At 59.1% G+C, this 22,501-nt stretch carries 19 protein-coding genes; 13 read left to right on the forward strand and 6 right to left on the reverse strand.

Translation table 11 applies throughout. The annotated features are described in order from the left end of the window. Nucleotides 1-205: 205 nt before the first annotated feature. The gene (locus ACA052_RS14470) at nucleotides 206-1,075 is read right to left on the reverse strand and encodes a DNA-binding protein (protein WP_497645487.1); all 870 of its coding nucleotides are present in this window, start codon (nucleotides 1,073-1,075) and stop codon (nucleotides 206-208) included. A 78-nt stretch (nucleotides 1,076-1,153) separates the two neighbouring features. Here ACA052_RS14470 and ACA052_RS14475 point away from each other — a divergent pair, with 78 nt between their 5' ends. Continuing rightward, entirely contained in the window at nucleotides 1,154-2,323 is a 1,170-nt protein-coding gene (locus ACA052_RS14475) for a site-specific integrase (RefSeq protein ID WP_497645488.1), read from the forward strand. A gap of 147 nt (nucleotides 2,324-2,470) precedes the next feature. Here ACA052_RS14475 and ACA052_RS14480 read toward each other — a convergent pair whose 3' ends face one another. The 4 genes from ACA052_RS14480 to ACA052_RS14495 are packed head-to-tail and all read right to left on the reverse strand — an operon-like array spanning nucleotide 2,471 to nucleotide 7,248. After that, nucleotides 2,471-3,823 (reverse strand): hypothetical protein, encoded by a 1,353-nt coding sequence (locus ACA052_RS14480; RefSeq protein ID WP_497645489.1) that lies wholly within the window; start codon nucleotides 3,821-3,823, stop codon nucleotides 2,471-2,473. Further along, nucleotides 3,813-4,733: an AAA family ATPase gene (locus ACA052_RS14485; protein WP_497645490.1), complete on the reverse strand. Its 921-nt coding sequence runs from the start codon at nucleotides 4,731-4,733 to the stop codon at nucleotides 3,813-3,815. Before ACA052_RS14485 ends, ACA052_RS14480 begins: the two co-directional genes overlap by 11 nt. After that, entirely contained in the window at nucleotides 4,730-6,640 is a 1,911-nt protein-coding gene (locus tag ACA052_RS14490; protein ID WP_497645491.1) for a hypothetical protein, read from the reverse strand. Before ACA052_RS14490 ends, ACA052_RS14485 begins: the two co-directional genes overlap by 4 nt. Beyond that, complete coding sequence (locus ACA052_RS14495) at nucleotides 6,637-7,248, reverse strand: hypothetical protein (RefSeq protein ID WP_497645492.1); 612 nt, start codon at nucleotides 7,246-7,248, stop codon at nucleotides 6,637-6,639. The genes ACA052_RS14490 and ACA052_RS14495 overlap by 4 nt, the downstream gene beginning before the upstream one ends. A gap of 280 nt (nucleotides 7,249-7,528) precedes the next feature. On the opposite strand from ACA052_RS14495, the gene ACA052_RS14500 reads away from it, so the two are divergent. Next, nucleotides 7,529-8,530: a tyrosine-type recombinase/integrase gene (locus tag ACA052_RS14500; protein WP_497645493.1), complete on the forward strand. Its 1,002-nt coding sequence runs from the start codon at nucleotides 7,529-7,531 to the stop codon at nucleotides 8,528-8,530. A gap of 231 nt (nucleotides 8,531-8,761) precedes the next feature. Here ACA052_RS14500 and ACA052_RS14505 read toward each other — a convergent pair whose 3' ends face one another. After that, nucleotides 8,762-9,685: a LysR family transcriptional regulator gene (locus ACA052_RS14505; RefSeq protein WP_497645494.1), complete on the reverse strand. Its 924-nt coding sequence runs from the start codon at nucleotides 9,683-9,685 to the stop codon at nucleotides 8,762-8,764. Nucleotides 9,686-9,860: 175 nt separating this feature from the next. Here ACA052_RS14505 and gbd point away from each other — a divergent pair, with 175 nt between their 5' ends. The 11 genes from gbd to ACA052_RS14560 all read left to right on the forward strand — a co-directional run bounded on the left by gbd (nucleotide 9,861) and on the right by ACA052_RS14560 (nucleotide 22,411). Next, nucleotides 9,861-11,000, forward strand: coding sequence for a 4-hydroxybutyrate dehydrogenase (gene gbd / locus ACA052_RS14510; RefSeq protein WP_497645495.1), 1,140 nt, complete (start codon nucleotides 9,861-9,863; stop codon nucleotides 10,998-11,000). A 75-nt stretch (nucleotides 11,001-11,075) separates the two neighbouring features. Beyond that, nucleotides 11,076-11,855 (forward strand): enoyl-CoA hydratase-related protein, encoded by a 780-nt coding sequence (locus ACA052_RS14515; protein WP_497645496.1) that lies wholly within the window; start codon nucleotides 11,076-11,078, stop codon nucleotides 11,853-11,855. A gap of 1 nt (nucleotide 11,856) precedes the next feature. Further along, the gene (locus ACA052_RS14520) at nucleotides 11,857-13,062 is read left to right on the forward strand and encodes a CaiB/BaiF CoA transferase family protein (RefSeq protein WP_497645497.1); all 1,206 of its coding nucleotides are present in this window, start codon (nucleotides 11,857-11,859) and stop codon (nucleotides 13,060-13,062) included. A 169-nt stretch (nucleotides 13,063-13,231) separates the two neighbouring features. Continuing rightward, on the forward strand, nucleotides 13,232-14,275 hold the full coding sequence (locus ACA052_RS14525; RefSeq protein WP_497645498.1) for a TRAP transporter substrate-binding protein: 1,044 nt from the start codon (nucleotides 13,232-13,234) through the stop codon (nucleotides 14,273-14,275). Nucleotides 14,276-14,290: 15 nt separating this feature from the next. After that, entirely contained in the window at nucleotides 14,291-16,189 is a 1,899-nt protein-coding gene (locus ACA052_RS14530) for a TRAP transporter large permease (protein ID WP_497645499.1), read from the forward strand. A 7-nt stretch (nucleotides 16,190-16,196) separates the two neighbouring features. Continuing rightward, entirely contained in the window at nucleotides 16,197-16,712 is a 516-nt protein-coding gene (locus ACA052_RS14535; RefSeq protein WP_497645500.1) for a thioesterase family protein, read from the forward strand. 16 nt (nucleotides 16,713-16,728) lie between these two features. Further along, entirely contained in the window at nucleotides 16,729-17,688 is a 960-nt protein-coding gene (locus ACA052_RS14540; protein WP_497645501.1) for an amidohydrolase family protein, read from the forward strand. Beyond that, nucleotides 17,681-18,640, forward strand: a complete 960-nt coding sequence (locus ACA052_RS14545) for an amidohydrolase family protein (protein WP_497645502.1) — start codon at nucleotides 17,681-17,683, stop codon at nucleotides 18,638-18,640. Before ACA052_RS14540 ends, ACA052_RS14545 begins: the two co-directional genes overlap by 8 nt. Before the next feature lie 31 nt (nucleotides 18,641-18,671). Further along, on the forward strand, nucleotides 18,672-20,249 hold the full coding sequence (locus tag ACA052_RS14550) for an aldehyde dehydrogenase (NADP(+)) (RefSeq protein WP_497645503.1): 1,578 nt from the start codon (nucleotides 18,672-18,674) through the stop codon (nucleotides 20,247-20,249). Between the two features lie 131 nt (nucleotides 20,250-20,380). Beyond that, a complete protein-coding gene (locus tag ACA052_RS14555; RefSeq protein WP_497645504.1) occupies nucleotides 20,381-20,953 on the forward strand; it encodes a PPC domain-containing DNA-binding protein in 573 nt (190 codons plus the stop codon). A 144-nt stretch (nucleotides 20,954-21,097) separates the two neighbouring features. Then, entirely contained in the window at nucleotides 21,098-22,411 is a 1,314-nt protein-coding gene (locus tag ACA052_RS14560; RefSeq protein WP_497645505.1) for an OprD family porin, read from the forward strand. The last annotated feature ends 90 nt before the right edge of the window (nucleotides 22,412-22,501 follow it).

Below are 22,501 nucleotides of genomic sequence, written 5' to 3' on the forward strand. Positions count from 1 at the left end.
CACCGCGGGGCGTTGGCTGGACGCGTTTGGCCAATAGGGCTCCTGGATCAACGTCTGCTTCTGGCCGATTTGAGCCCTTCACAACCGACATAGAGCTTGGAAAACTTGCCCCCCCCCGCGGACGCTCGGAATTCGAACGGGGGAAGCGCTGGTCGCTGTATAGGACGCTTCCAACATACGATTTGATTGCAGTGACGACCATCTGTTAGAGATCGATCCTCGGCTTTGGCTTTCTGATGCTTGGCTTACGTTTCGCTCCGGTAGACTTATTCGCTTGAGTCAGTTGCTGCTCCAGAGTTTCGGCGCGGGCCTGCTGCGCTGCAGCCAATTGCCGAGATTGACTGAGCTCACCTTGGATTGACTCGAGCCGCCGTTGTAACTGCTCGACCTGCCGCCCGGTGGCTTTGAGTTGGATCATCATCGCTTTGCCGTCCTCCCTAGCATGATCGACCTCGCGGTGGGCGCGATCTTCGACGCCGCGGACGTAGCTTTCCTGCTCGATACGCTCTTGCTCTGCCTTGAGCCGCAGCGCCTGCAATTCCTCCTGGAGTATCCGATTTTGCTGCTGAGCCTCGCCCCGCTCGCGCAACAGATCTTCACGCTGTTGCTGCAGGTCCTCGATCTGCGTCTGACGCTGCGCCAGTAACAACTCGAGGTCAGCCAGTCGCGTCTCCACGGTTTGGCGTCCCGCCACGGCCTCCGTCGCCTGCTGGCGAAATTGCGCAGCATCCTGACGCGCCTGCTCCTCGACTGCGGCGACCCGCTCACGCTCAGCGGCGACTACTTCTCGTTGTTGGTCCAGCGCCTGTTCGGCGACACACTGCGCCAAGTGGATCGCTTGTTGCCACACCGAAACAAAAGCTTGTGATACCTCTCCCGGCAACGCTGGCAGGCGGGTCTCACCGCTCAAGCGTTCGGCCAGACGCGCCCACCATTGATCGAGCAGACCTCCAACCCGCGCCGGACTGCCGCGGCCTAACTCCAGGCGCACGCGCTCCACCGTCGGCCGTTCGCCACGGCCCAAGACCGCATCCGCGGCGGCAAACACCTCGTTTTCTGGAACTCCTACCGCCACAGGTCACCTCCGGCTATATTAGGTCTGATAATAGAATGTTATCCGATGTAATTTTTTTGATACTGGAATTAATATACGTTGAACGTATTAAATATTACAACTCAGTTGCCCGTAGTCGACGAAGCACCACTCGACCCTTATGTCCTTGCACTCAACGCGCAAGAAGCCGCGGCGGCGTTCATCGCTGCCGGAACCGCGGTGAATACGGTGCGCAGTTACCGCAGCGCCCTCGCCTATTGGTCGGCGTGGCTGCAGTTGCGTTTCGGGCAAGCGCTCGGCGATGCCCCGCTGTCGTCGGCGGTGGCGATTCAGTTTGTCCTCGATCATCTGGCCCGCCCATTGGCCGACGGCACCTGGGCCCACCTGCTGCCACCGTCGATCGACGCCGCGCTGGTGGCCGCCCGGATCAAATCCAGATCGGGGCCACTGGCGTTCAACACGGTCAGTCACCGTCTGGCGGTATTGGGTAAATGGCATCGGATCAATGAGTGGGACAATCCTACCGACGCATCAGCGGTGAAGACCTTGCTGCGCGATGCACATAAAGCGCAGTCACGTCAGGGCGTGACGGTGCGCAAGAAAACCGCGATCGTGCTCGAACCGTTACAGGCGCTGCTGGCCACTTGCGACGACGGTGTGCGCGGCGTGCGTGACCGCGCCCTGCTCCTGCTGGCTTGGAGCGGTGGCGGTCGCCGGCGTTCGGAAGTGGTCGGCCTGCAAGTCGGCGATGTTCGGCCGCTGGACGCCGAGACCTGGCTCTACACCCTGGGCACGACCAAGACCGACATTGGGGGTATGCGCCGCGAAAAGCCGCTATGCGGCCCGGCGGCAAAAGCATTGTCGGACTGGTTGGCGGCTGCCCCTGCCGACAGTGGCCCACTATTTCGCCGGATGTATAAAGGCGGAAAAGTCGGCACTGACGGTCTGTCGAGCGACCAAGTGGCGCGCATTGTTCAGCGTCGTGCTCAGCTGGCCGGGCTGGAGGGAGACTGGGCGGCGCACAGTTTACGTTCGGGGTTTATCACCGAGGCGGGACGCCAGGGCGTGCCTCTCGGCGAAGTGATGGCCATGACCGAACACCGCAGTGTCACCACCGTCATGGGCTACTTTCAGGCCGGATCGTTGCTGGGCAGCCGCGCCAGTCAGTTACTCGCGCCTGCAACGCAGTTGGGCGTTCCAGCGCACGATCAGCAGACTGATCTCGCCGTGCATCCTGCCGAGCGTGATAGCAAGGAACACGTTGCATAACGCCTCGCGCGCAAAGCTTGAAGGTTGTCGTTACCTAATACCCGGATGCTCTGGGTACCGCAGAGAGGCATTGTCAGGTCGCGGACTGTTGTCGGCGCTCCCCCTGAAACGTTGCGGCCATGTTGCGCCCACCCCAGGCCATATAGGCTAGAAATAGAACATCGGGGTCGCCCTTAGGCAACCGTAGAACAGCAAGGGGGTAGTTGTCGGGGTGCTGACCTCGGCATAGGAACCGAAATTACGGATCACGAGCGCTTGCCTGATCTGGACAGGCCCCATAAGCCGGCGCAAGGACCTACGATCAGCGGGAAGGTCAAACATGCACCGGTAGCGTCCTTCTAGTCGCTCCCCAAGCAGACGGTCCAGCATGGTCTGGCTTCTGCCGACCTCCAATACCGCAAAAAAATGCTGAAGATCAACATGAGCGACAAACCGCGACGCCGAACGACTCCAGAACCATAAGCGGGCGACAAGCTGGTAGAACACACTCTGAAAAAACGATCTCGCCACCTTAGGTACCATGTTGAGCTTGGCCAACTCCAGCGAGGCCCGTTCGGAAAGGCGCGGCACCGCTTGATCACTCCTCAAGTATTCAAATTTTTGCCGAAACAGAGACAACGCCGCGTTATACACACAGACGCAGCACGGCGAATCACCAAAATCAGGTAGCGAAAGAACTCCACGGCATGGACAGTCGCGATGGGCCTTAAGCAGACGCACCTGATGAAAGCTGACAAAGCGCCGGTAGTCTTCATCTGGCGCGTTGCACGCTGGACGCGGACTACCCAGTTCGAATTCCTTCAGCCATATATTTGTAGTGCGGTCAGGAAGTACCTCTGGCATGACGGCCCCGGCGGCAAGGGCATGCAAGCCTTCATCGCTTAGCTCGGTAAAATGGAGCACATCCAATACCCCCAGTCGTTGCAGCCGGGCGGTATTGGCAAGAAAATCGCGGCAAGCAAAAATGAAGGGACTGGCGCCACGAGAACGACAGGTTGCAAAAATCGCTGCCCGGTTCGGCACCCAGTAGCCGCAGTCTGGGCAGCTGTAACCAACCGGACTTCCGAACGGCGCAGGTGCGAATTTCCGAACGTCCAGGCAACGCTCACAGAGAGTTTTCAACGGTTGCTGATGCCAAGGACAGCAGACAACAAAGCGCAGTGAAAAGACCGCCGCAACGAATCCTGCTTCTGTCAGGCATTGTGCGCAGTACTTGGCGGTGCCATTCGCCTGCTTTGGAAAATAAGCGGCGGCGCGTTTGGCGGAATTGGTCAGCGACACCGCATACCGAGAGTCACGGTAAATCTCGCCTAACGCCTTTTCGATATGAGCATCCTTGCCCTTTTTCGAGGTTCGCGATGCCTTCTTCAGGGGAAAGGTGTCCAGTACCACCCTTCCGCTGACGCCATTGACCACGGCCGCCTTGTGCACGATGGCAACGGCATGGTCGAACGGCCAAGGAAAATAATCTGGGAAAAATAGACCGTGTTTATAGTGCATCGCAAAAGACCTGGACACCGGAGCGGCGTACGGCCTCATTAACCAGCTTTTCGTCGGCTTCGAACAGAGCGCTGTCATGCGGCGCAATCAGCAGTAACAGGTCGACAATAGCCTCCCGCACATGTTGCATGGGAAGATTGTTAACGTACTTCCCTTTCACGTTACCATCGAACGCCTTCCACATTAAGCCCGCCAGTGGAACCAGCCTGAATCCAGCGGCAAATGCTTCGGGCGCGAAGTAGGCTGTATAACTGATGCCCGATCCGACGGGGAATTCGGAGTTTTCATCGCAGCCCTCCAGAATTGTCGTCAATTCCTCGACGTTGCGACACCCTTGGAACGGGATGATTTCCGCGAAAAAGCGCCCTACTATCGAATGGTGTTCTACCGCTTGAAGCCCCGTTAACCGCTCATGGATTTCCAATTGCGCGAAACCAATCACCGTCAGGGTAATACGTTGCAACTTGAGGTAATTGTGCAGATCCGACAATACGTGGAAGTCGTTATGACCCCAATGATGAATTTCATCGACAACCAATACACATTGCGGTGCGGGTTGACCGGTCACATGCCCTTCGATGTAAGCCAATAGGTGCTGGAGGTAATCCACTCCGTGCGATGCAGGCTTCGTGTTTGCCGAAACACATAGCTCAGTCAGCACGGATTGCCGCCTGCCAATTGCGCGGTAACGGGCGATGTGCAGCATTACGTGCACGCCCGGTAACTGGACCTTCAACTGGTCGGCGACAAATTCGGCGCAACAGGATTTACCGACCCGCGGCGAGCCTGCGAACAGCACCGCTGATCGTCTGGCGCTCACCCGATCGAGGCTTAACCGGAGTACGCGCACCATCTGATGCGTGATTATCTGCGCGGTGTTGGTGGCTAGAGGATGAGCGGAGGAGCTCATCGCTCACCTCGGTTCAGCACACGGCCGGGCGTAGGCAGGTCACCGTAATCGGCATCCGCCTGGATAAAATAGTCTGGTCGCACAGACCGGCTTTTTTTGGGTTGGGGGTTATCCGCCTCCGGGGTGGCAGCTTCCCGGGTGATGGACAACGCAACGCCGGCTTGCCCACGTTGGGTGAAATAATCACTGAGCTGTTGAACTGGGCTTTTATCCGCATCAATCAGCAGATCCCCCGAGCGGATTAAGCTGTTCACCTTACGCCGCACGGAAGGAGAATGCTTGAACTCGCCCCAAAACCCCTCTGCTCGAAGAAAACCGAGACAGCCACCAGTTGGCAGGTACGCTTTGACTGCCCGGTAATCGAAATTGTCGACTTCGATTAGTAACTCCATGCCGACGAAGCCGAAATCACCGGCGAGAACCTCGTTGGTGTAGTGCACCCGGTCTAACTGGATATAGGGACGCCTACCATCGTCGCAGCTGCCACGCACAGTGGCCTTGCGCGTGGTCATGTCCGCTTGCAATCGCTCAACTTGATCGTCTCCGTACTTCGGAATGAGCATGCCCTGACGGAAGAACTGTTCCAGATAACCCAGCGGGGAAAAACATCCCAGCCCTTCGCTGGGGCTGGCATTGTAGTTGGCCAACATCACGTCCATCGCATCTTCCATCAGTGTGAGATCTATTTGGTAGTCCACAGCCTTTTGTTCGGCGTCCTTAGCTCGGCCGGCATAAGGATGACTTCCTGTCGAGGACACCAACAGGTGAACCTTTCGAGCCACCTCCAAAAAGGAGCGCTCAATCTCCGCCCGCGTTTCAAAATGCCCCACCGGCCCAATACACACCTGAAAACCGAAATCACAGCGGGCCACGGTAGTGATTTTTTGGGCGAGGTTGGACAGATGGCTGTCGGCAAAAAACACACCAAAGCTGATGCCCAGGCAGTCTGCGATGACGCCGGAGGGCAGTCCTGCGCCCGGTTTATACCGATACTCTTCATTGGCCAACACCCTTGGACGCCATTGTCCGAGACAAGCCTGGGCAATGACTTCACGCACATCGGACGCTGAGACTTCACTTCTCAGTACCAGTTTGTAGGCCAGTACGGCATTGGAGAATGAATCAATTATCGAAAGTAACCAGATCCGATCTACCGCCACCCATTGATAGACTCCCGGAGCTTCTTCTACTCTCAGCGCGAAGATGGCGTCGATGCAATGGCCATCAAGTTGGGCGCAATCGAACGGCCGTTTCGCTTGGATGTAGCGACGATGGCTTGTCCCGGTCGCCAAGTGAGCTACGGCAGTCTCGTCTCCATGAGCGTGGACGTACTGCACGGCGAACCGAGCCCGTAGTGCTTTCAAGTACTTACGTATTGACGTACGCCCTTTGTGCTTGGTGTTGAACGGCCAGGACGGGGAAGCAATACCGGCTTTATCCAGGGTTTGATAAAATTTCGTTACCAAGGTGCTCATGCCCCCTCGGGCATCACTCCATACCGCACCCGGGGTACAGAGAATGTCGATCATGGCAGCTTCAATTTCGCCGTGCTCAGACAACAGCATGTTGAGCGCGCCGCTCAGCCCCCCTTGCTGCTCGGTTCGTTTCGGACCAATGGGCTTGCGTCTTGTATAGGAAACAACCCGCGCCTGCGCCAGCAAAGCCCGCTCACCGTAGTAGTGCCCCTCCTCATCCATGGAGCAGAAACGCTGTGCATTCCGGAGAACCTCATTGGAAGGTATTCCGGTCCGCAGTTTGATTTCCTTCAATGAGGTACCGTCGATATACATCGATACGGCGAGCCGTTTGCAAGCGAAAAGCGGCCATTCTGCCTGTGACACTGATGCTGGCTCGACACGCGGCCAATCGCCGTTCCTGAATGCCTGCGGAATCGCGACACGTTTCATAATGCCCCCTTCAATGACCAGGCCGTCTGTCGCGTGGGGGTGGTATCCTCGATTTCCAGCGCCACAACCCCTTCAATCGTGAGGCGTACCATCGCGCCAATCAGGTGTGTGGGAGCCAGCTCGGGGTAGGTTTGCAGCAAACTACCAAGCGTCCCGGCCTTCACCTGATTCACGTAATCGAGAATAGTCATCTGCACGTGATCAACGATGGGTTGATTGCGCACAACCGCAATGAAGTGCATGAGGCGAAGACGTGGTACTAGTTCATACTGGCGGGGGATGCGCGTAGACTCATCAAACAAGCGATATACAGCGCCGCTGTTCGCGCAAATTTCCCGCTGCATCGTGATCTGCTCGCTGGAATTTACTTCATCAACATGTCCGGCCTTGACCTCATGCCACTCCTGCACGCCGTCGGCATTTCTCACTACTACATCTGGCCGAGTCCGACGCCCCCCTCGCTGTTCGCCATACAGTTCATTTGCCGTGGGAATCCAAAAATCAACAACATGGGCATCAAACTCAAGGTTTAAAAGCCAGTGAGCGAGTTCCTGGTTGCTTTCCAGAATAAGGTCAGAACGGATCTTATGGCTGTAGACCAACCACAAGTAGCTTCGAGTCGATCGCCTGCTACGGAGCCGTGAGAGAAACGCATTTTCCGGTGTTTTATTAGGCATAGCCATCCCCAAGACTGATTAGAGTCGTAGGGTGTCAAGCCTTTCCCTCGCGTGAATTCCCTTTAATTGGGGTGGCAGCACCGAACAATGAGTATAGACGACGGTATAGAAAGCTATTAGAAAAAAACAAAACTCAGTGTCGATGTGCTCCGGTATAGGCACACACTAAACTCGACTAAAAGCAATGCTACGTTCGGAGGGGCGGGGCGTTATGAACAGGGAAAAATGTGAACCACACGATGGTTTCGCCGTCGACCTAAAAACTCAGTACGGCAGGACCTTGCTACATTACATTCAGTCGCAAAGTCGGGATCTGCCGGCGCTTGCCTACGAAGTCTGCGTTTATCTGGCAGACTGCTATGCCTGTGATGGAGGAGGACGGATAAATTACGCGCTTGCGGCGCTCGGTCGCTGGCATCAGGAGAATGATTTTCCCGACCCTACTGCGTGCCCGTCAGTGATCGCTCTGGCAGGCCAAATCAGACGCAGATTGCGTCCAAAAGCGCTTCTTCAAATGCCCCCCTCTATAGCTGATGTAATGTGCCTTGCCGATGCGCATGAACGTCGCTTCTGCCGGGAGACGCCGCCCAACGCCGAATGCGACGAAGTGGTGAAATCAATTCGTTTCTCCGGACTGGTTGCCCGCCGTAACAGAGCAATTTTGCTTATAGGTTTCTGGTTCGGGTTGACCACCCCAGAGGTTTGTAAACTTAGGTGGAACGAGGTGACGATGGCTGACGGTTTTCTCAAAATCATCATTGATCGTACCGAAGCGAACAGACGCAGAACGAAATACTCCTTTCAGCTAGGTCGCCTTCCTTTACTCTGCCCTTTGGCGGCACTTGAGGTCTGGTTGGCTTATGCAGGTAGTTCCAACAACTATGTCTTCCCCTGCAGCACACGAAAAGCGCTGTCGGGCCCGGTCAGTTCTCGAACCGTGCAAGATAGCTTCCTTAAAATAATAAAAAACATTGGAGCGGCATTCAGCATGAGATCGCTTCGCTACAGCCTATATTTTTTTCTAGTGGACAATGGATGGTCTCGCCAGAAAATATTGAAAGATGTGTCATTTTATAGCAAAAGCGCATCCAAGATTCGTATAGGTAAAACCACGCGAGACATCGCCATAGGTGGAGCTCACCACGAAATCTGCGCCGATGACATGGCGGAGATAAACTCCATAATCGAAAAAAATCTTTACCTGTCCGTTTAGAATCTTTTGACATTAAAATGCGTTCGAGCATCACTTCCGAATTCAATCATTCATAAATCTTTAGTTGCGGATAAAAAAATGATCTGTACAGGCATGAATTGCCACGAACAAATAAATTGAAAAAATGCAAGAATGTGAAGAAATACCATTGAATTTTAGTGATTTTTATTTAGATAAATTCAATTGTTTAGTTCTGAGAACTGCAAGCGCCTGTTTCAACCGGTCCCGAGCTCAAACGGGGTTCAACAACGCCTCCCGTAACAGCCTGGCTGCCGGCGAATCCGGCACGCCTTTGCGCGAAACCAGCTCATACGGTTCGCTGCGCGAGGTGATGGGCAGCGGCAGCGTGGTGGTGAAACCGTAGCCGGAGCAGAACTTCGCCACATCGGTCGACACCAGCGCGACGAGGGTCGGGTTTTCCTGAAGCAACGACAAGGTGGCAAACGCCGACGTGGTTTCCAGCAGGTGTACCGGGAAACGCAGGTCGGCCTCGTGAAACTCGCGCTCCAGCAGCAAACGCATCGGCATGTTGGCGCGATAGACCACCCAGCGGTAATCCACGAGGTCCTTCAACGACAGCTGTCGGGCATAGGCGAACGGATGCTGAGTGCTGGCGATCACCGCCAGGGTTTCTTCGACGAAGGTCGAGCTCTCATACAAGTAGGGCGTGGTGCTGATGGTCGTTCGGCAGATCGCAAGGTCCAGGCGCCCGGCGTCAAGCTGGCTGAGCAGCGCGGCGCTGGTGTCTTCGACGATCTCGATGGACAACTTCGGGTGGTCGGCAATCACCCGGCTGATCGCGGTGGTCAGTAGCGGAACCGCACCCATGATCGTGCCGACGGACACGCGCCCACCCTCTCCGCTCATGATGCCGATGATCTCTTCGCGCAGGTGCGCAAGGTCGGTCTGGATCAGCCTGGCATAGCGGATGGCCGAGCGTCCGGCATCGTTTGGCTCAAGCCCGCGGTTAGTGCGGGTGAACAGCGAGGTGCCGAAGGTGGTTTCAATTTCTTGCAGGGCTTTACTGGCGCCCGGCTGTGTCAGCGCGACCTGTTTGGCCGCGCCCAGCAAGGAGCCGTGCTCATCAAGGGCTATCAACAATCGCAGTTGCTTGATGTGCAGGCGGGACATGATCGAATTGAGTGAGGGCGTCATCAGGGTTAACTAAAAGTTATAGAGGTATCGAAAGTTGTCAGTATCGAGGCTCGCCACGACGGCCCTATAGTCCACCCCACAACCAGGCAATGCAACGGGTTTGACCAGAGAGCGAATGCCCTCCTGCCGCAGACCGATTGCAACAATAACAATCCTGTATAACTTGTGGTGAATCATGTCCATCATCAATTACGTCACCAAGATCCAGTTCGGCTACGACAGCCTTGAGCATCTGGCCGCCGAGGCCGAGCGCGCGGGCATTACTCGTCCGCTGATCGTCACCGACATCGGCGTGCGCAATGCCGGCATCGTCGACAAAGTCATCGCCGCCCTCGGTGGTAGCCGCCCACCGGTGATTTTCGACGCCACCCCGTCCAATCCCAACGAACACGCGGTCCGTGAAGCCGTCGCGCAATACCGCAGCGGCGAGTGCGACGGCATCATCGCCGTCGGGGGTGGTTCTTCAATCGATCTGGCCAAGGGCGTCGCGGTCTGCGCGACCCATAACGGCCCGCTGCAAAGCTTTGCGGTGATCGAAGGCGGACTGGATCGCATCACCTCTGCTACGGCACCGTTGATAGCAATTCCGACCACCGCAGGCACCGGCAGCGAAGTCGGCCGCGGCGCGATCCTGATTCTCGACGATGGTCGCAAGGTGGGCGTCATCTCACCTTATGTGGTGCCTCGCGTGGCTATCTGCGATCCGGAATTGACCCTGGGTCTGCCACCGATGCTCACCGCTGCCACCGGCATGGACGCGATCGCTCACTGCATCGAAACGTTCATGGCCCCGGCCTTCAACCCTGCGGCCGATGGCATCGCCCTCGACGGCCTGTGGCGCGCCTGGGAACACATCGAGCGTGCCACCGCCGAACCCGGTGATCGCGAAGCGCGGATGAACATGATGAGCGCGTCGATGCAGGGCGCGCTGGCCTTCCAGAAAGGACTGGGCTGCGTGCACAGCTTGTCCCACGCCCTGGGCGGCATCAATCCGAAACTGCACCACGGCACTTTGAACGCCATCTTCCTGCCGGCGGTCGTCGACTTCAACGCTAACGCCCCCACCGTCCGAGACGAACGCAAGCTTGAGCGCCTGCGCCACGCCATGGGCCTTGAGGCTGGGGCGAACATCGGCACCGCCATCGAGGACATGACCCGCCGCCTGGGCCTGCCGACTCGCCTGAGCGAGATCGGTGTCGACGAGAGTCTGTTTGCCGGCATCGTCGAAGGCGCATTGCACGATCACAGCCACAAGACCAACCCCCGTGAAGCATCGTCCGCGGACTATCTGTCGATGCTCGAACAGTCTTTGTAAACAGCCGCTATCCAACAACAATAAATCAGGAGGCAGCCGCAGTGTCGAACGTGATTCGATGCCAGCGGAACAATCATGAAGCCCACCGTCCTTATCGAACGGCAAGAATCCATTGCCATCGTCACCCTCAGTCACCCAGGCAAAATGAACGCCCTGACCCTGTCCATGTGGCAGGACCTGGGGGATGTCATGACTGAACTGTCCGCCGACGCCAGCGTGCGCTGCGTGGTGTTGCGCGGTGCGGGCGAGCAAGCCTTTGCCGCCGGCGCCGATGTCGGCGAATTCCCCACCGTACGCGCCAACCAGGCTCAGGCCCGGGTGTATGCCGAAGTCACTTCGGCTGCCATGCGTGCGGTGGTGGAATGCCCGCACCCGGTCATCGCCATGATCCACGGCGTGTGCGTCGGCGGTGGCCTGGAAATCGCCGCGCTCTGCGACCTGCGCATCTGCGGCACTTCCAGCCGCTTCGGCGCCCCGGTCGGCAAACTCGGCCTGGTCATGTCCTATGACGAAATGGCCGGTCTGGTGGCGCTGGCCGGACGCTCGACGACCCTGGAGATTCTTCTCGAAGGTCGCATCCTCGACGCCCAAGACGCCTACGTGAAAAACCTCGTGACCCGCGTCGTAGCTGATGCCGAGGTCGAGTCGGAAACCCTCGCCACCGCCAAACGCATCGTCAACGGCGCGCCCCTCGTCGCCCGCTGGCATCGCCAGGCCGCCCTTCAACTGGAAGCCGGCGTTGCACCCACTGTCGAGCAGATCGACGCGAGTTATTCCTGCTACGACACCGAAGATTTTCAGATCGGTCTGAACGCTTTCATCGCGAAAGCCAAACCACAATTCAAGGGGAAATAACATGGGACCGCTGACAGGAATGCGCGTGGTAGAACTGGCTCACATCATGTCCGGCCCGGTGTGCGGAATGATGTTGGCCGACATGGGTGCCGACGTGGTGAAGGTCGAGAAAGTCCCGGACGGTGATGACTCCCGCCGCTTCTCGCCGATCATGGCCAGCGGCGAATCCGCCTCGTTCATGGTGGTCAACCGCAACAAGCGCGGCATTGGCCTGAACCTGAAAACCGAGGGCGGGCGCGACGTGTTGCGCCGCCTGTTGATGGACGCCGATGTGGTCACGGAAAACTACCGTGCCGGCACCATGGAAAAATTCGGCCTGGGTTATGAAGCACTGAAAGTCATTAACCCAGGGCTGATTTACTGCGCGATCTCCGGTTACGGGCGCAGCGGGCCGTTCGGCGAAAAAGGTGGCTTCGACCTGATCGCCCAGGGCATGAGCGGCATGATGAGCATGACTGGTGAGGCCGGACGCGAGCCGGTCAAGGCCGGTTCGCCGGTGGCCGACATCAACTCCGGCATTCTTGCCGCCCTCGGTATCTGCGCCGCCTATGCCGCCAAACAGAAAACCGGCCTCGGGCAGATGGTCGACACCTCGTTGTTCGAGGCCGGCCTGCAACAGATGTACTGGCCAGCGGCGGCGTACTTCGCCGATGGCACCATCCTGCCAAAAATGGGTTCGGCCAACTCCACCAGCGCGCCGTATCAGGTGTTCCGCACCGCCGACGGCTGGATCAACATCGGCGCCGCCAACCAGGCCAACTACGAGCGACTGGTCGAGGCCCTGGCACTGCCGCAACTGAAAGCCGATCCACGCTTCGCCAGCAATGCGTTGCGCATGGAGCACCGCCTGGCCCTGGTGGACATCCTTAACGAAGTCCTGGTCGCGCGCACCACCGATGAGTGGATGGTGTTGTTCGACGGTCTCGGCCTGCCTGCCGGTCCGGTCCTCGACATCGCCGCCGCGCTGGCCCACCCGCAAACCAAGGCGCGCGGCATGGTCGTCGAAACCGAACACCCGACCGAAGGCCGGGTGCGCGGCATGGGCCTGCCGATTCACTTTTCCGACATGGACAACGCGGCACCGCCGACCAGTCGACATGCCCCGCTGCTCGGCGAGCACACCCGCGAAGTGCTGAAAGAAAGCGGTTACTCGGAAAATGAAATCGATGAACTGATTCGAAGCCAGGCAGTGGTGGCACTGGCGTAACGCAAAAACCCTTGTCGGAGCGAGCTTGCTCGCGATGTGGCCGTGTCAGGCGACATAAATAGTGACTGATACGCCGCCATCGCGAGCAAGCTCGCTCCCACAAGGGGCAGTGTCGCTTAATCGATCCGCTGTTTTTTTGAACAACAACAAAAACAATAAGGTGAACATCATGAGCCGTATCTTGACCGAGGCCGTCAGCCGCCGATCATTTCTCGTATCTGCCGGCATCACCGTCGGCGGTGCATTTGCCGCCAACCTGCTGCCTTCCAGTGTCTTCGCCGCCACTAAACCGATTGTGTTGCGCTACACCAGCAGCCTGCCCGACACCCATCCGTTGAACAAACAGATGAAGGCGGCTTCCGAGGCCATCAAGGCCGAAACCAACGGTGCCGTGGACCTGCAGGTGTACGCCAACGGCGCCATGGGCGGCGACACCGACATGCTGTCCCAGGTGCGCGCCGGGGCCATCGATTTCATTCCATTACCAGGCGCGATTCTCTCCACGCTGGTGCCGGCCATGTCGATCGAAAGCATGCCGTTCGCCTTCAAAGACTACGACAGTGTCTGGGCCGCGTTGGACGGCAAGCTGGGCGAGCACGTGCGCGCCAAGACCGAGAAGGTTGGCCTGATCCCGATGGAAAAAGTCTGGAACAACGGCTTCCGCCAGATCACCAGCTCGACGCGGCCGATCTACACGCCGCAAGACCTCGCCGGTTTCAAACTGCGCGTGCTGGTCAGCCCGCTGTGGACGTCGATGTTCAGCGCTCTGGGCGCCTCCCCGACCGGCATCAGCATCAACGAAACCTACTCGGCACTGCAGACCAAAGTCGTCGACGGCCAGGAAAACCCGCTGGTGGTGGTCGAATCCGCGCGCTTCTACGAAGTGCAGAAATACTGCTCGATGACCGACCACATCTGGGGCGGGTTCTGGATCGTTGCCTCGGGCAAGACCTTCCCAAAACTGCCCGCCGATGTGCAGGAAATCGTCTCCCGGCAGATCAACGCCGCCGCGCTGGTCCAGCGTCAGCAGGTGATCGACCTCAACGCCAGCCTGGAGCCGTCCCTGACCGCCCACGGCATCACGTTCAATAAAGTCGACCGTGCCCTGTTCAGGACCGATCTGCAGTCGAAAGGCTTCTACACCCAGTGGAAAGACAAGTACGGCCCTGAGGCCTGGAGCTTGCTCGAGCAGTACGCGGGTCAACTGTCCTAAGCCGGAGACAAAGTCATGAAAAACGAACTGCCAATGACGGATGTTTCTCCCGCTGAAGGACTCAGCCCACGCGCCACCACGTTTCGTCTCGGTCGCGCACTGGACACCGGGCTACGCTGGCTGACCGAGGGTAGCGCGGCGTTGCTGGTGGTGATCGAAGTCACACTGCTGTTCTGCAATGTGTTCTCCCGCTACGTGCTCAACCAGCCCATCGTCTGGGGCGACGAACTGGCCTCGCTGCTGTTTCTGTGGCTGGCGATGCTCGGCTCGGTGGTAGCGATGCGTCGGGGCGAACACATGCGCCTCACCTCGTTCATCGGCCGCTTGCCCGTGGAAAAACGCGCCTTTGTCGACACCTTGGGCGCGGTGATCGTCATCACCTTCATTGGGCTGCTGTTCACACCGGCCTGGGAGTACGTCAGCGACGAGTGGATCATCACCACCGCCGCCCTGGAAATCCCCAACGCCTTTCGCGTGTCTGCCATCGCGGTCGGCCTGAGCTTGATGCTGATGACCTGTGTCGCGCGGCTGCTGACCAGTGCGCGGCTGATCGACTTCTCCGTGTCCGTGGCGATGCTGGCCTCCCTGGCCGGGTTGCTGTGGGCGGCTGAAGGCACCCTGCTGCTGATGGGCAACTGGAATCTGGTGATTTTCTTCATGATCGGCGTGATGGCGATGATCGTCATCGGCGTGCCGATCATGGTCGCGTTCGGTCTGGCAACGGTGGCGTACCTGTCGACCATGACCAGCACGCCGCTGACCCTGGTGGTCGGTCGCATGGATGAAGGCATGGCGAGCCTGATTCTGCTGGCCATCCCGTTGTTTGTGTTTTTGGGTGCACTGATCGAAGCCATGGGCATGGCGCGGGCGATGATCCGCTTTCTCTGCTCGTTGATTGGCCATGTACGTGGCGGCCTGTCTTATGTGCTGATCGGCGCCATTTACCTGATCTCCGGCATCTCCGGCTCGAAAGCTGCCGACATGGCCGCCATCGCGCCGGCGCTGTTTCCGGAAATGAAGAAACGCGGTGAGGATGAAAACGAACTGGTGGCGATGCTCAATGCCTCCGGGGCGATGTCGGAAACCATTCCGCCAAGCCTGGTGCTGATCACCATCGGCTCGGTGACTGGGGTATCGATTTCCGCGCTGTTCACCGGCGGCTTCATGCCGGCCGTGGTCGGTGCGATTGCCATGGCGGCGGTGATCTGGTGGAAGAACCGCAAAGGCGAGGCCTCCACCGGCAAACGTGCCTCGGGCAAGGAAATCGGCCACTCGCTGCTAGTCGCGTTACCGGCGCTGGCCCTGCCCTTCGTGATCCGCACCGCGGTGGTCGAAGGCGTTGCCACGGCCACGGAAGTCGCGGCCATCGGCGTGGCCTACACCTTCATCGTCGGTCTGCTGTGCTACCGCTGTTTCGATTGGCGCCGCCTGTACCCGATCCTGGTCAGCACCGCTTCGTTGTCCGGCGCGATTCTGATCATCATTGGCAGCGCGACCGCCATGGCCTGGGCGTTGACCCAGTCGGGCTTCTCGCACCAGTTGGCACAGGTGATGTCGACGGTGCCGGGTGGTGCGATGGGCTTCCTGATCATCTCCGCCGTGGCGTTCATCCTTCTGGGCAGTTTTCTCGAAGGCATCCCGGCCATCGTGCTGTTCGGGCCGCTGCTGTTTCCGATTGCCAAAGCGATGGGCATCAACGACGTGCATTACGCGATGGTCGCGATCTTCGCCATGGGCCTGGGCTTGTTCGCCCCTCCTTTTGGCGTGGGCTTCTATGCCGCTTGCGCCATCGCCAAGGTCGATCCGAGTGGCGCCATGCGCCGGGTCTGGCCGTACCTCGGAGCGCTCGTGGTGGCTCTGGGCGTGTTGATCGCCGTGCCTTGGATTTCTATCGGTTTCCTGCCGACCAAATGATCACCCTTTGACATCCCGCCGATGGTCGCAGCCCCGACTGCCGGCACTCAAACTCGAGGTTTTGCTGATGAATTTCTCCACGCTTCAAGCAGGTACTGCCACCGAGCGCCGACTGATCGTCGACAGCGAACGCACCATCTCGTTTCTCGGCGAGGACCTGCGCATCTACGCCACGCCCCGGCTGGTGGACGATATCGAACAAACCTGTCTCGACTACCTGCTCGGCTTCCTCGGCGAGGGCGAGAACACGGTCGGCGCGGCGGTCGATATCCGTCATGTCGGCGCCACGCTGCTGGGCATGTCGGTGAGCATCGTCGCCACCGTCACCCGCATCGAGGGTCGCAGCGTCACGTTCAACGTCGAGGTGCGCGATGACGTCGAACTGGTCGCCACGGCGGCGCATACCCGGGTAGTGGTGAACGTCGCCAAACTGCGCAGTCGCGTCCAGGCCAAGGCCGAAGCGGTCGCCGCCGGAGAAGTCGAAGACGGCGTGCTCAGCCCCTCCCAATTCGCGTCGCGCTGAGTCAAGGGACGACGTCATGATCACCCTCCATGAACGCAACGGCTTACCGAACCTCGCCGCCGAGGATGCGCTACCGATTGTCGACGCTCACCATCACCTGTGGGACCTCGGCAACGGGCGCTATCCCTGGCTGCAGGATGAGTATCACGAGGAGTTTTTTCTCGGTGACTACCACAGCCTGTGCCGTGATTTCTTGCCGGAACACTTCCTCGCCCTGACCGAAAAGCAACGGTTGGTCGGCACGGTGCACGTCGAGGCAGAGCGTGCTCGCGATGAGCAGGTTGCCGAGACCCGCTGGCTGGAACAGGTGAATGCACGCTACGGCTTCCCGAATGCCATCGTCGCCCACGCCTGGTTCGATCGCGAAGACAGCGCCGAGATTCTCGCGGCCCAGGCTGCCCGGCCACTGGTGCGGGGCATTCGCTCCAAACCGGTGACTTCGGCGTCACCGGATGTCTGCATTGCCGGGGCCAGCGGCACCATGCAGGACCCGACATGGCTGGAAGGGTTTTCGCGACTGGCTCATCACGGACTCTCTTGGGACCTGCGGGTACCACCGTGGCACCTGGCCGAGGCCGCTGAAGTGGCGGCGATGTTCCCGCAGATCCGGATCGCCCTGAACCACACCGGTTTCGCCTGGGATCGCAGCCCGGAGGGCATGGCTCGTTGGCGCAAGGGCCTGGAGGCGCTGGCCTTGCAGCCCAACGTGCATATCAAGCTTTCGGAGTTCGGCCTGAAAGATTCGCCCTGGAAATACGACGACAACCGCGTTGTGGTGCTGACCGCACTGGAAATCTTCGGCCCCGAGCGCTGCATGTTCGCCAGCAATTTCCCGGTTGCCGGATTGCGTGCGTCCTACGACACGATTGCCGATGGCATGGCCGCGATGCTCGCGCCCATGGGCCGGGCTGTGCAGGAAGCGGTGTTCGCCGGCAATGCCCGACGCTTTTATCGACTGGAGGAACAGCATGGATAACGACTCGGCCATCGACTGGCGCGCGCGTTTTCTCGCCAGTGGCGAGGACGCCGACTTGCCCATCGTCGATGCTCATCAACACTATTTCGACATCGAGGCACATTACTACCCATGGCTGAACGATCGGCCGTTGCGGCCGTTTCGTTATGGCGATTACTCGTCGATCTGTCGCAACTTCCTGCCCGAGGACTATCGCCAACTCACGGGCCGCCATCGCATCGTGCAGACGGTGGTGATCGAGGGCGAATGGGACCCTGCGACGCCGGCCGCCGAGGTCAATTTTGTAGCGTCACTGGCGAACACCGAGCCGACCCTGGCCGCCATGGTCGGTCAGGCGTGGCTGGATCGTGAAGATGCCTCGGCGCTGTTGCGTCAGTACGGCGAGCACCCTTTGGTTCGCGGTGTGCGGCACAAACCGGCGGTGACCAGCCGCGAGGCGTGGCGTGAAGATTATGCGGCGCCAGGCTCGATGCGCGATCGCCGTTGGCGCGAAGGTTACGCACAACTGGCCGAAAACGGCCTGCACTTCGAGTTGCAGGCGCCGTGGTGGCATCTGCCGGAGGCCGCCGAACTGGCCAGGGATTTTCCCGACGTGACCATCGTGGTCAATCACACCGCGCTGCCGTCCGATCGTTCCGACGAGGGCCTGGCCGGATGGCGCGAGAACCTTGCCCTGTTGGCCCGCGAGCCGAATGTTGCCTTGAAAATTTCCGGCATTTGCATCCCCGGCGAGGCGTGGCCCGTCGAATCGAACCGCGTGGTGGTGAACGACGCGATTTCGATTTTCGATGCCAGCCGCTGTGCGTTTGCCACCAATTACCCGGTCGATGGCGTCGTGAACGGCATGAGCGAAATTCTCGACGGCTTCAAAACCATCGTCCGAGACCGCTCCCGCGCCGATCGGCTGGCCCTGTTTCATGACAACGCCCGGCGTATCTACCGGCTGACTTGACCCTCATTTGAACAGCTCATCAGGAGTTCCCATGTTTGAAGTTTCAGGCCACAACTACATCGCTGGCACTCGCTCGGCAAACGGTTCGAGCACCCTGCAAAGCCACGACGCCAGCACCGGCGAAGCTCTGCCCTATCGTTTCCATCAGGCCACCGTCGATGAAGTGAATGCAGCGGCGGAAGCAGCGGCCACTGCGTTCCCGACGTTCCGTAATCTCTCGGCCGCGCGCCGCGCCGAATTTCTCGATGCCATCGCCACTGAACTCGATGCGCTGGATGAATCGTTCATCGCCCTGGTGTGCCGTGAAACCGCCCTGCCCGCCGGGCGCATTCAAGGTGAACGGGCGCGTACCAGCGGCCAGATGCGCCTGTTTGCCACGACGCTACGACGCGGCGATTTCTATGGCGCACGTATCGACCGTGCGCTGCCGGATCGCCAACCGCTGCCCCGCCCCGACCTGCGCCAGTACCGCACCGGCCTGGGCCCGGTCGCCGTGTTCGGGGCCAGCAACTTTCCCCTGGCCTTCTCGACCGCTGGCGGCGATACCGCTGCGGCACTCGCGGCCGGCTGCCCGGTGGTGTTCAAGGCCCACAGCGGGCACATGGCAACCGCCGATTACGTCGCCGATGCGATCACGCGTGCGGCGAAAAAAACCGACATGCCTGACGGCGTGTTCAGCATGCTCTACGGCAGCGTCGGTGAGGCGCTGGTTAAGCACCCCGCCATTCAGGCGGTAGGGTTTACCGGCTCGTTGCGCGGCGGTCGGGCGTTATGCGACATGGCAGCGGCGCGGCCGCAACCGATCCCGGTGTTCGCCGAGATGAGCAGCATCAACCCGGTGTTGTTGATGCCCGAAGCCTTGAAGGCACGCGGCGACAAGATCGCCACCGAGCTGGCTGCATCCGTGGTGCTCGGCGCCGGTCAGTTCTGCACCAATCCCGGTCTGGTGCTGGGCATTCGCTCGCCAGAGTTCACGGCCTTCCTCGAACGATTCGCGGCACTGATGGGCGAGCAACCTTCGCAAACGATGCTCAACGCAGGCGCGCTGAAAAGCTATTGCCATGGCCTGGAAAACCTTCGTGCTCACAGCGGCATGACTCATTTGGCCGGTGCCGAGCAACAGGGCAACCAGGCGCGGCCGCAATTGTTCAAGGCCGATGTCCGCCTGTTGATCAGCGGTGACGAGCTACTTCAGGAAGAAGTCTTCGGCCCTACCACCATCGTCGTGGAAGTCGCTGACCAGGCCGAGTTGCTCCAGGCATTGCACGGTTTGCGTGGCCAGTTAACGGCGACGCTGATCGTCGAGAACTCGGAGCTCAACACCTTGAACGAGGTTCTGGCGCTGCTGGAACAGAAAGTCGGACGCGTGCTGTTCAACGGCTATCCCACCGGCGTCGAAGTCAGCGATGCCATGGTTCACGGTGGCCCGTATCCGGCGACGTCGGATGCGCGCGGCACCTCGGTCGGGACGTTGGCGATCGATCGTTTTCTGCGGCCGGTGTGCTTCCAGAATTGCCCCGACAGCTTGTTGCCTGAAGCCCTGCAGAACGCCAACCCGCTGGGCATTGCCCGATTGGTTGACGGTGTCAGCGGTCGCGAGGCGCTGTAATCCACCAATGTTGCGCTGCAACTAACGCCCACGGCTAACAACAACTCCCGCGCCTGTTGAAAAACAGGCGCCGGGCACTCTCGTCTCAAAAAACGCTGCATCCACACAACAACAAAAACAGAGGAAGTCTCATGCAAGTTCAACGTCACCCGACACTGCGTTTATCCAAGATTATGTTGGCGGTCACCGTTGCCGTTCTGATCAATTCAACTTTTTCCCAACTGGCGGTTGCAGAAACCGCACCGACCGCGACGGCAGCGCCCATGCAATGTGCAACTGAAGCGACGCCGCGTTACACCAAAACCCCGACCGGTTACCTCATGGTGCTGCGCATGGGCGACAACGCCTTTAAAGAGCTGACCAAACTGGCCATCGCCGAAAAAATCCCCAGCGCCTCTATCAGCGGTATCGGCTTTGGCAATGTGAAGTTCGGTTTCTGGAACAAGGATAAAAAGGACTTCGACGCCAAGACCTTGAATAGCGTCGAGATGGCCAGCATCACCGGCTCCGTGGCCTGGAAGAACGACCAGCCTTCGATCCACATGCACGGTGTCGCCGGTGACGCCACTTTTCAAGCGTACGGCGGCCACATCCTCGACTTTGAAGTCACCACCGGTTCGATGGAAATCACTGTGATCGTCCATCAGCGTCGTCTGGAACGCGGGATTGATCCGTGCATCGGCGCCAATGTTTTGGGGATTTAACTCAAGACCCTCTAACCCATGAACATCGCTCCCGCAGGCATCGAACTTTGCCGAGGCCCGCGCTTGCGGGAGCCACCCACACAGAGCATTCGCGGACCAGTCCGCTCCCAGCTTCGAATTACAAAAATAAAAGGGGCGATACACATGAGCGGTAAGAAGACAGCAGTAACTTTTGCACTGGGTGCCCTTGCACTCAGCACCCAGGCACAGGCACAGGCGGACTTCCTGAGTGATAGCAAAGCCACTTTGGGGATGAGGAATTTCTACTTCAATAATGACAACCGCGATGGCACCGCCACGCCTTCGAAAACCGAAGAGTGGGCACAGGGTTTCATGCTGGACTTCAAGTCGGGTTACACCGACGGTACGGTTGGTTTTGGCGTCGACGCACTGGGGTTGATGGGGATTACCCTGGACAGCGGCAAGGGACGGCACGTCGGTAGCAGCATGATTCCTTCGGACAGCGATAACAGTGCTGTCGACGAGTGGAGCCGGCTGGGGCTGACCGGCAAGGTCAAAGTCTCGACGACCGAACTTCGCCTGGGCACGCTGATGCCGAAGCTGCCGATCCTGGTGTCCAACGACGGGCGCCTGCTGCCACAGACTTTCGAGGGCGGGCAAATCACCTCGGGCGAATTCAAAGACCTGACCCTGACAGGGGGACGAATCGAACATGCGACAGGCCGGGGTTCAAGCGATCAGACCGGACTGGCCGCTACGGGCGGCACTCGTGAAAGCAACGAATTCGACTTCGCCGGGGGCGACTGGAAGGTCACCAAAGACCTGACCGCCCAGTACTACTACGCCAACCTGGACAACTACTACACCCAGCAGTTTTTCGGCCTGATCCACACTTTGGCAATCTCGGACAATCAATCCCTGAAAACCGACCTGCGCTACTTCAACACAAACTCGTCCGGTGAAAACAGCTCGGGGACCACAGGCTACAGAATCAGTGGCTTCACCAAAAACGGTGACGGCGAAATCGACAACCGGACCTGGAGTGCCGCGCTGGTATACACCTTGGGCGCCCATGCACTCACGGCGGGTTACCAAAGCGTTTCGAGCGGCAGTAACTTCACTCAACTCAGCCAAGGCAATCTGCCAAACAAGGGTGCCGGCGGCGCCAGTCTTTACCTGTACACCGATCGCCTGATTCAAACCTTCACCCGCGCGGGTGAGCGTACATCCTTCGGCCAATATGCCTATGACTTCGCCGCCCTGGGCGTGCCTGGCCTGAAAGCATCGGTCATGTACCTTAGCGGGGACAATATCAAGACCACATCTGGCGACAACCAGAAGGAATGGGAGCGCGATATCAGCCTGGATTACGTGCTGCAGTCCGGGCCACTCAAGGGTGTCGGATTCGGCTGGCGTAATGGGGAGTCCCACAGTGAAGCGTCGCGCAACCAGGATCAGAATCGGCTGTTCGTCAGCTACAGCATTCCGCTGCTTTAACACCGCGACACAAAGGTATCGCGCGCACTTCGAGGGATTGGCTTGGCCTCTTTTCCTCAGCGCCGGAGTCAAACGGCTACATGTTGTCAG

This window comes from Pseudomonas sp. LBUM1644 (assembly GCF_059716195.1).

Bases quoted from the DNA above. Each gene is read 5' to 3' on its own strand.
- ACA052_RS14480 (WP_497645489.1), bottom strand. From the start codon at position 3,823: ATGCACTATAAACACGGTCTATTTTTCCCAGATTATTTTCCTTGGCCG.
- ACA052_RS14485 (WP_497645490.1), bottom strand. From the start codon at position 4,733: ATGAGCTCCTCCGCTCATCCTCTAGCCACCAACACCGCGCAGATAATC.
- ACA052_RS14490 (WP_497645491.1), bottom strand. From the start codon at position 6,640: ATGAAACGTGTCGCGATTCCGCAGGCATTCAGGAACGGCGATTGGCCG.
- ACA052_RS14500 (WP_497645493.1), top strand. From the start codon at position 7,529: ATGAACAGGGAAAAATGTGAACCACACGATGGTTTCGCCGTCGACCTA.
- ACA052_RS14505 (WP_497645494.1), bottom strand. From the start codon at position 9,685: ATGACGCCCTCACTCAATTCGATCATGTCCCGCCTGCACATCAAGCAA.
- gbd (WP_497645495.1), top strand. From the start codon at position 9,861: ATGTCCATCATCAATTACGTCACCAAGATCCAGTTCGGCTACGACAGC.
- ACA052_RS14515 (WP_497645496.1), top strand. From the start codon at position 11,076: ATGAAGCCCACCGTCCTTATCGAACGGCAAGAATCCATTGCCATCGTC.
- ACA052_RS14520 (WP_497645497.1), top strand. From the start codon at position 11,857: ATGGGACCGCTGACAGGAATGCGCGTGGTAGAACTGGCTCACATCATG.
- ACA052_RS14525 (WP_497645498.1), top strand. From the start codon at position 13,232: ATGAGCCGTATCTTGACCGAGGCCGTCAGCCGCCGATCATTTCTCGTA.
- ACA052_RS14530 (WP_497645499.1), top strand. From the start codon at position 14,291: ATGAAAAACGAACTGCCAATGACGGATGTTTCTCCCGCTGAAGGACTC.
- ACA052_RS14540 (WP_497645501.1), top strand. From the start codon at position 16,729: ATGATCACCCTCCATGAACGCAACGGCTTACCGAACCTCGCCGCCGAG.
- ACA052_RS14545 (WP_497645502.1), top strand. From the start codon at position 17,681: ATGGATAACGACTCGGCCATCGACTGGCGCGCGCGTTTTCTCGCCAGT.
- ACA052_RS14550 (WP_497645503.1), top strand. From the start codon at position 18,672: ATGTTTGAAGTTTCAGGCCACAACTACATCGCTGGCACTCGCTCGGCA.
- ACA052_RS14555 (WP_497645504.1), top strand. From the start codon at position 20,381: ATGCAAGTTCAACGTCACCCGACACTGCGTTTATCCAAGATTATGTTG.
- ACA052_RS14560 (WP_497645505.1), top strand. From the start codon at position 21,098: ATGAGCGGTAAGAAGACAGCAGTAACTTTTGCACTGGGTGCCCTTGCA.